Annotated in this window: 7 protein-coding genes; all 7 read left to right on the top strand. The window is 32.9% G+C overall.

The window, feature by feature from the left end; translation table 11 throughout:
- The first annotated feature begins 195 nt into the window (after nt 1–195).
- Nucleotides 196–480: an anaerobic ribonucleoside-triphosphate reductase gene (gene nrdD / locus ACWG42_RS14635; protein WP_455793305.1), complete on the top strand. Its 285-nt coding sequence runs from the start codon at nt 196–198 to the stop codon at nt 478–480.
- Between the two features lie 467 nt (nt 481–947).
- On the top strand, nt 948–3,017 hold the full coding sequence (locus ACWG42_RS14630; protein WP_455793304.1) for a hypothetical protein: 2,070 nt from the start codon (nt 948–950) through the stop codon (nt 3,015–3,017).
- Nucleotides 3,018–3,410: 393 nt separating this feature from the next.
- Entirely contained in the window at nt 3,411–4,562 is a 1,152-nt protein-coding gene (locus ACWG42_RS14625; RefSeq protein WP_455793303.1) for a hypothetical protein, read from the top strand.
- Between the two features lie 123 nt (nt 4,563–4,685).
- On the top strand, nt 4,686–5,387 hold the full coding sequence (locus ACWG42_RS14620) for a LytR/AlgR family response regulator transcription factor (RefSeq protein ID WP_455793302.1): 702 nt from the start codon (nt 4,686–4,688) through the stop codon (nt 5,385–5,387).
- A complete protein-coding gene (locus tag ACWG42_RS14615) occupies nt 5,384–6,634 on the top strand; it encodes a GHKL domain-containing protein (protein WP_455793301.1) in 1,251 nt (416 codons plus the stop codon). The genes ACWG42_RS14620 and ACWG42_RS14615 overlap by 4 nt, the downstream gene beginning before the upstream one ends.
- A 94-nt stretch (nt 6,635–6,728) precedes the next feature.
- Complete coding sequence (locus tag ACWG42_RS14610) at nt 6,729–7,397, top strand: hypothetical protein (RefSeq protein ID WP_455793300.1); 669 nt, start codon at nt 6,729–6,731, stop codon at nt 7,395–7,397.
- Between the two features lie 124 nt (nt 7,398–7,521).
- Nucleotides 7,522–8,712 (top strand): O-antigen ligase family protein, encoded by a 1,191-nt coding sequence (locus ACWG42_RS14605; protein WP_455793299.1) that lies wholly within the window; start codon nt 7,522–7,524, stop codon nt 8,710–8,712.
- Nucleotides 8,713–8,870 lie beyond the last annotated feature (158 nt).

The raw sequence follows: 8,870 nt of genomic DNA, 5'->3' as shown, positions 1-8,870 counted from the left end.
GTATTCTTGGAAATGTGATAATATATTCATGTGATATAATCCCTTTCTGAAAATTTGGTTTCGCGATTAAATTTTATAGGGTTATATCACTTTTTTCAATTCCACATCCATTTTACACTATCCCTAATTGCATAATAGTTGAACATCCAATAAAATAGATTTATAATAAGAGTAACTTTTATAGGAGGATATCTTATGGATTATCAGATTGTTGTAGACGACATTGAAATTAACGCAAACGAACAGATTGGTGAAAAAGAAGCGAAAGCTTATATTGCTTATGTACGAGAGAAAAATCCTCAAAAAGAAATTCAATCCATTGATTTAAAATTTGATGGAGAAGAAGTTGGATTAGGTTATCATCTATACCCAGAAGGCTTTGAAAAAATAAGAAGAATTACTGGATATTTAGTTGGAACCGTTGATCGTTTCAATAATGGAAAACGTGCAGAAGAAAAAGATAGAGTAAAACATGCTTAAGGTATTTGCTTTGTTAAGAATATATAAAAAGTAATCATGGGAATGGTTACTTTTTTTATATATTATAATATCAGCTTCATTTTTGTGATAGTTTCAGCATTTTATAAATTAAACTCTAAAATATCACAATACATAATTTACTCCGACGCTTTTGCGACGGCAGTTATTGTATTATAAAGCCAAGGAGGTAAAACATAGCGATTTTTATGCTCTTCATAAAGAACTCATTATATGTGGAGAGATGTCTGAATAATCACTAAGATTAGGTGTTTATATTTGAGATATATATGAATTTCTATTTCTTTAAGTATTATTGTTGATGAAAGCTATGATTGTCTGCTCAAACATTGTGAATATACACATATAACTTTATCACTGAATTTATCAAAAAGTTGATAGGATGAATTCATATTGATTATTGTGATATTCATATCAATAAAAGCCTGAAAAAAAGAAGGAGGATGATTATGAAGAACAAGAAGCTTGGCACAAAATTTATGACGTTTGTGCTATCGCTAGTGATGGTATTTGTCCAAATACCATCACCCGTAGTTGCTGCAGAAAGTAGCACACCAGTTACAAGAACCAAAACGCTGGATGTTTCAAAAATAAAAGAATCTACAGATATGCTTAATACTGAGGGATGGAAATGGGTACCTAGCGCAGATGGTGGTATTTTAACATTGAGGAATTTCCACATTGTATCAGATTCGGCGGAAGTGTTAACTTTTCCAAATGGTAATGTAACGATCATGTTAGAGGGAGAAAATACGTTTTCTAGGAAAAACAGTAGCTTTAATGCTATGGTTGGTAAAGAATGGAGTGAAGGAGTCCTTAATTTAACGATTGCTGCTGGTACAGCAGATGGAAAATTAAACATTCTTCGACCAGATACCTCCATTGCTGAATCGAACCCTTATGGATTTGCAAGTACTACACTTACAATCAAATCAGGGAGTATTTATTCAAATACAGATTTTTGTCTTGTTTTAAATGATTTTTCTATGGAAGGAGGGTCACTTGTTATAGACTCACCGAACATTACAGATGGTAATGGAGTATATTCTGCTGGTGGGAATATCAATGTATCAGGAGGTAATATTGATATTAATACAGGGGTAGTAGGCCTTTATATAGCGGGTAATTTAGAAGCAGAGCAGAAAATCTCTATAACTGGTGGCAATGTGAAGATTCGTTCAGGACTTGCTGCACTTTATGGGAAGAATATCACTATTAGTACATCAGGAGCACTTGATTTACAGGGAGGAACAACTGCACTGTACTGTAGTAAAGAAGGAGGAACACTTGAAATTGTTTCTGTGGGCAATGATACAATACTAAATGGAGGGAAAAAACCTTATTTGCCAGAGGTGACAAGTGGTGGAAAAACAGTCATCATTCATGATGCTGATTATACTGAAGTTAATAAACTTATCACTGAAGCAAATGCCTTGAATCCAGATTATTTCACAACGAGCCTTGCCAATGTGGAAGTAGCTGTCGCTGATGTAGTACAGGGGAAAAATGTACTAGAACAAAAAATGGTAAATGCTTATGCAACAGCCATTAAAAATGCAATTGATGCACTTAAATACAAAGATGCAGATTATAGCAAAGTGGATGAGGTAATTAAGAAAGTTCCTGATGATCTTAGACATTATACAGAGGCAAGTGTGAAAGCTATAAATGAGGCGATAAATGCGGTCGTTCATGGAAAAAATATCAGTGAGCAAGCAATCGTTGATAGCTATGTTAAAGCAATTGAAAGCGCATTAGCTGCACTTAAATATAAAGATGCAGATTATACTAAAGTGGATGAAGCACTTGCAAAAATTCCTGCAGATTTGAGCGTTTATTTAGAAGCTGATCTTAAAGAAATTAACGCTGCAAAGAACGCAGTGGTTAGAGGGAAGAATATTAGTGAACAGGCAGTTGTAGATGGTTATGCTAAATCACTAGAAGCTGCGCTTGCAGTTCTTAAGACAAAACCAGTAATTTCAATTACGAACCCAGAAACGGGAGCTAAGGTAGAATACGTGGATGGAACATTGTTTGAATCCAATATTCTACTCAGTGTTGTTATAAAATCGAAAGTGGAAATGGATAAACTAGGGGAAGCTGTAAATAAGAAAGCTCCTGGTCTAACACTTGGTGGTCTTTATGATGTTAAGCTTTTAAAAGAGGGCGTGGTTATACAACCAAGTGGTATGATAAAAGTAAGCATTCCATTAACGGATGCAATGAAAACAATGACAGATTTGCAGGTTGTTTATATCGATGATAGTGGGAATGTCACTATCATTCCAAGTATTATCAAGGATGGAAAAGCTATCTTTATTACAGATCATTTTAGTTACTATGGAATCATCGGTAAACAGAAAACAACAACTCCAGATAATAATGTGGATAATGCAGAAAATAGTGTTTCTCCTGAAACTGGTGATAGTTCAGCATTACTGTTGTTAGTTTTAGCAATGGTGACTTCTAGTTTTATGATGATTACATTTAGTAAAAAGAGAAAAATGTTTGAACATTAGACATAATATTATACTGCCTTTATTTTCCTTTCTATGATTTAAGAACACAAAGGTTATAGGAAATATAAAATGAAGTATAACTTAAAATACCCCTTGATGTGAAATTGAAATCAAAGGGTATTTTTTGATGATTATTGTCTTACTATTAGGGAAAATATAAAATTTTAAGTTAAATTTAAGATTTAGAAATGACATTCTAATGCTTTCAGTGTTATAATGTGCGTGTAAGTTCACGTTTAATCATCTAGCCAATGATTTGCTATGCGTAACTTATTAACGAAATTTCTCTCTCCTCCTTTGAGAAGCAGAAATTCGATTGGAGTGTTCATGGGGTATCTTGTGGGCACTCTTTCCATAAATAAACAAATGCATAAATATAGATGGAGGGTTTGTATGTTTAGAGATAACCGAGATGATATTGATAATAATGAAGATGTAGATTTAACGGGTATGATTCACCAATACAATGAAGATAATGAATTACGCCGAAAAATTAATGAGATGAAGAAACAAAAAGAAGAGGGTGTCAAACGTGAACCTACCTTTGATCCTAATGACTCTGCTTTTATAAACATTCCAAAGGAAAAACAATCAAGTATCCCTGATATTCGTGTAGATCATGAATTTGAAAAAACACGTGTAAACTTCAATGATGGTAGTGATAAAACATTGGTGATTATGGATCGTAAAAATAAAGTGGAACCAAATTCACAACCGATGTTTGAAGATTATCCTTATCAAGAAACAAAGACTTCTAGTAGTGCTTTGCGTCAAGAAGAGTATGAAGAAGAGGAAGATATCAGAGAAACTATAAAAAAGAAAAAGATAGAATCAAAACGTGTTGAAGATGATGAAGAAGATGATGAGAAATCCAAAAAAGTAAACAAGATGATTACGTATACAATCATTGGTGTTTTGTCAGTAGTTTTATTAGTAGGTGCAGGTTTTGGAATAAAATATATGTTCTTTAACGGTAGTTCAGATGAACCAACAGAAGAACCTACCAAAAAAGAAGATCCAAAGGATACTGAAAAAGATCCAGTAAAGAAACCTAGTGAAAATGAAACAGATATCAAAGACAATAGTGCAGTAATTAAACAATTGAATTCTCAAATCGATGCATATGAAGTACAATTGAAACAAGTGAATGATGATATTGCAAGTGCAGAAAGCGCAAAAACAGCAGCACAAGAAAAATTAAACAATATCGCGACATTACTTAGTAATGTAAGTTCTATTGAAGGTAATATGAAAGGCATTGGAGACTCAGAAGCAGTTGTGAAAAAAGCAGCAGAAGATACATGTAAAATTGATGAAAATGCACAAACCTGTAAAGATGCAAAGGCACTTTACGATGAGTATTTAAAATTACAATCACAGTATACTCTTGCAAAACAACAATATGAAACAGAGTCTAAAAAAGATGCAACATATCGAACTGAAATGACAGACGCAGATACAAAGATTAATACATTGAAAACTAAGAAAACAGATTTAGAAAAGAAAATAGCAGAAAAGACAACAGAACTTGCGAAATACGAATAACAGAAGCGATTGCTTCTGTTTTTTTCCACATGTGTAAGAAAATAAACCAATTGTGTAAGAAAGCGGGTTTATGAAAGTGGGGATAATGGTATAATATATGAAAAGAAATTTGAGGGGTGCGCAATGATCAATTTAGCAATTCTAGATGATAATGTGGAAGAAGCAAGTAAGACGAAAAAATTATTACTCCCATATCTTGATAAACGTAATCTGGATTATGAACGCATCGATATATATCAAGATGGCACGTCTATTTTAAAATGTTCTAAAATGTATGATGTATTGTTTTTGGATATTGAAGTGGGAACAGAAAACGGGATAGACATCGCAAAAAAACTACGTGAGTCACAACCCAATATTATCATAGTGGTAATTACAAGTTTTATTAAATATTCCATAGAAGGATATAAAATCCGGGCAGCTCGTTATTTATTGAAACCAGTTGCTCCATCTTTACTATATAGCGAATTAGATGAAGTGCTAAAAGATTATTTGGAACGCCCAAGTATTCTTTTGAGTGATCATCATGAAGAAGTACGAGTAAAGACGAGTGATGTATACTACTTTGAAACTTATGGTAGAAAGGTGCAATTTCATACAAGAGCACAAGTGTTTAGCAGTAAAGAAAATGTTTCCTATTGGGCTGTTAAATTAACAGAAGGGTTTGTGGAATGTTACAAAGGGATTTATGTTCATGTGAAATATATAGAACAAATAGCTAAAGATACATTGGTTTTAGAAAATAAACAAATATTGCCGATTGCTAGACGCAGGTATGACGATGTAAAGAAGGCGTGGATTTGTTATCAGGAGATGATTGTATGAATTATATCGTTATATTTATACAGATATTTGTATTGTTTTATATGGTGTATATGTATCATGAGACATACCAAAAACATTATCACACGGATGCAAATTGCTTAAATCGTTATGCGATAGCATTTCTAATAAGTTGTTTTGTATTCTTATTTGTACCGGAGAGGTACTTCGTATTCTTATATTATGGAATTCTTATTATCTTGCCAATATATATGTATTATAAAGAAGAAGGATATGGGACTCAATTAGGTTCCTATTTTGTAATTGTTCTTATTACCACGTTCATAATGTTGGGTGTGCATTATATTACAAGTATTGTACCAACACTTTCTTGGCCGTTTCATTTTACAATGGATACTATGTTTTGCAATGTGTTTATCATTTGTTCTTTGTTGTACTTACAGTACATTCATAATTTGCGTAAATCGCCTTATATCAGTATTGTTGTATGCAGTATATTGTTGTTATGCAGTGTTGATTTTATCTTATCTATCTATGGGAAGTTTGAAGAAGGACATGTAATAAGCTTGTTGCCACAAGCATTAACCATTTGTATGATAGGGATTTTTCGTATGTTTTATACCATGGAAACAAGCAAAGATAACGTATTAGAACTTACCATTCAACGCTATGCAGATAAAGAAAATAAAGAACGTTTTATGGTTCTAGAAAAAGAAAATAAAATGATTATGCAACAACTTCATGATATGAAGAAACATTTACGTATGCTAGATGAAATCCAACAATCACAGGAAGAATTTGAAACATACAAAAGAGAAATAGAGAATAAGACGGATGAAATGTTATATTCAAAAATATCTGGAAATACATTGATTGATCGCATCCTACAGACCTATCGTCCAAGGTTTCAAAGTGCGAGTATTCAATGTAATGTTGAAATTGATGATGTGGATTATAGTTTCATTGATATCATTGATATGAGTGCACTTCTATCTAATTTGTTAGATAATGCAATCGATAGCTGTTTGAAGTGTGAAGATCGACATATCCTTTTAAAAATGAAAAATCGAACAGGTTTTGTTGTGATAAAGATGAAGAATAGTTGTATGAATATTTTAGAAGAAGATGGGGAACTTAAGACTACAAAAGAAGATAGTTTATATCATGGGTATGGCATGCGCAATATGGAAATCATTGCGAATAAGTATAAGGGTGCGTTAAAGTATCATTTTGAGGAAGAACATCATTTGTTTATCACAACCATCACCTTGTTTTCTGACCGTTCATGATGCGTTTATGACCACATCTGCATACTTGCTACACAAGTGAAATAAATAGAATATGATAGTGGTGTAAAGATAATATATCTTTGGAGGTTCTATTATGAACATGAATAAAAATCGAGTAATGTCAAGAAAGTATGTAGTGATTAGCTTATTAGTTATGATACTTGGAGGAGTTTTATTTGGAGCGGCTATTATGAAATGCTTCAAGATGGCTGGAATAATTTCCTTATCCAACCTTTCCATATGTATTATACTGTATGTCATTGTTTGTATCTTTTGTTGGATGCCGTTAATTGTACCTGCAAATCAAATCGCAGAGATGGATGAGAACACTGTGTATATTATACCTCAGTATAGTACAATGAAAAAACTAAAGATTGCTTGGTATACACTGATCAACGATACGATGAAACCATTTTATCGCAGTATTCCTATAGCAAGCATCGATAAGTTAACCTTTACCTTCCAGTCGCAATGGGGTGCTTATGCCTATAAAAGATTTAGTTTTGAATTACGTCTTCAAGTAGGAGAAGAAAAAATTTTGGTTTATATAAATCCAGGACAAAATGGACCTATTATTCCATCGGGGTATGGTGTTCCATTTGCTGGCACGCTAACGAAGGAAGAAATCGCAAATCTAATTGGATTCTTCCGAAGTGCAGGTGTTCAAGTAGCTGATCCATATAAATTAGAAGCAGCCATGAAAGATGAAAACGTGGTACTCTATGATTATTTAGATTCCTTAAATAAAAAAATAAGATTTTAATTATAGAAGAAAGAAGCGGGAAACTGCTTCTTTTTGTTAGGAGGAGAGAGTTAGGTTAAATTATGAAATTGTTATTTGCTTGTGGCGGTGCTATAATATTACATATTCAAAAGGAGGGGTCTTCTTGGAAAAACTAAAGATATGGTGTCATCAACAACTGAACACATTTACGTTCGATGAAAAATTGATTTTATTAGGTGTTGCGTCTTTGTACTGTCATTTTGTAATCACGATTCTAGTATTGGTAGGAATCGTTGGTTATTTAATAAAGGAAAAAAGACTAGGTTCTATTATTAAGGAAATACCTCGTAGTAAATTTGTAATTGCGTTTTGTATTATAACGACTCTAGTCGCATTATTTTATGGAAACTATTTAGGGTTTGGATGTGGAATAGGCATCTTAGCGTTATTTATGTTTATATTCTTTTATCGTAGTGTTGCGACAAAGCGTTTGTTTGAAGTAATGCTAGATATATGTTGTGTACTATCTATTCTTTGTGCTATTTATGGATTCATAGAATATTTTGTAATTTGCCAGCGTTTGGGGCATAGTGTCTTTGAATTATTTATTGCCAATAGTCCTAAGAATCGTGTACATTCTATGTTCTTTAATGCTAATTATTATGCGATGATGTTAGAGTTCACTATCCTTATTTGTCTTTATAAAGGGATGCAGTGGAAAAGTGGAAAACATACGATTTTTTATTCCATTACAGTATTCTTGAATTTATTCGCATTATTACTTACAGGGTGTAGAACAGCTTGGGTACCATTTGTAGTTAGTGTGCCTGTGTTGATTCTTTGTTGTAAGATGTATAAACTGTTTGGATTATCATTGGTAGGGATAGCAGGTGCTGTAACTCTAGTATTGATGAATCCAATGTTAATGAAACGTGCTTCTTTTATTGGGAAGGATTTCGCAAAACGTGGACGTATTTGGTCTGCGGCCATCAAAGGAATAGAAGCGCATCCGCTTTTCGGAGAAGGTCCATTGACCTATTATAAAATATATCCTCTTTATAATGGTCACCCAACGCAACATGCGCATAATATCTTCCTTGATCCAATTCTTAGTCATGGAGTAATTCCAGTGTTGATTGTAGCTGTTTATTTTGGGAATAACCTTAAAGATATTTATCGTTTGGCAAAGCGTAAGATTGACCTTCCATTATTTGGATTGATCGTTAGCTTTATCATTACTGTAATTTTACATGGTTTACTGGACCTTACGGTCTATTGGGTACAAACTGGAACTTTATTTTTATTAATATTCTCTAGTGCAAGTATATATTTTAGAAAAAATAGTGTGGATTAACATAGAAAAGGAGTTATTCTCGAGAATAACTCCTTTATTTTCTATTAGGAACTTGCATAATTTAAGTGGAAATGAGAGAAAACGAAAAAAACATGACGAAAAGGCTCTAAGAAGAGCCAAAGAAGGACACGACAAGTTTTTACTTTTGATTCTCTAGA

This window comes from Amedibacillus sp. YH-ame10, from assembly GCF_053848885.1.
Note: the sequence above shows the minus strand (reverse complement) of the source record. Positions and strands in the feature narration are given on the sequence as shown.